This window comes from Pseudomonas sp. PA-4-8C (assembly GCF_021606625.1).
Classification (GTDB): domain Bacteria; phylum Pseudomonadota; class Gammaproteobacteria; order Pseudomonadales; family Pseudomonadaceae; genus Aquipseudomonas; species Aquipseudomonas lactis.
Genome location: NZ_WKCD01000602.1, coordinates 1 through 533, shown reverse-complemented (window position 1 = coordinate 533; position 533 = coordinate 1). Strand labels below are relative to the sequence as shown.

1 protein-coding gene is annotated in these 533 nt (G+C 58.7%); it reads left to right on the top strand.

Features of this window, described 5'->3' with window-relative positions; all coding sequences use genetic code 11:
- Positions 1-65: 65 nt before the first annotated feature.
- On the top strand, positions 66-533 hold a 468-nt coding region (locus GIW04_RS31225; RefSeq protein ID WP_236479681.1), incomplete at its 3' end, for a cbb3-type cytochrome c oxidase subunit I.

The window sequence follows — 533 nt, the reverse complement described above, 5'->3', positions numbered from 1 at the left end:
CCATTGAGCGACGCTGCACAACGCACCGATCAACACCCAAGTCTGCTGGCTGAGGAGCGGTAACCATGTTCGGAAAACTGTCGTGGGACGCGATCCCAACCACTGAACCCATTGTGATGTACACCCTGGCCATCGTCGGCCTGATTGGGGTGGCGTTGGTGGGCTCGATTACCTGGAAACGCAAGTGGGGCTATTTGTGGCGCGAATGGTTCACCTCGGTGGACCACAAGAAGATCGGTTGCATGTACATCATCGTCGCCCTGGTGATGCTGCTGCGTGGGTTTTCTGATGCGATCATGATGCGCACCCAACAAGCCATGGCCGCCAGCGGCGGGCCGGGTTACCTGCCGCCGGAACATTACGACCAGATCTTCACCGCCCACGGCGTGATCATGATCTTCTTCATGGCCATGCCCTTCGTCGTCGGCTTGATGAACATCGTCGTGCCGTTGCAAATCGGCGCTCGGGATGTGGCCTATCCGTTTCTCAACGCCCTGAGTTTCTGGCTGTTCGTGGTGGGTGCGGCGCTGGTG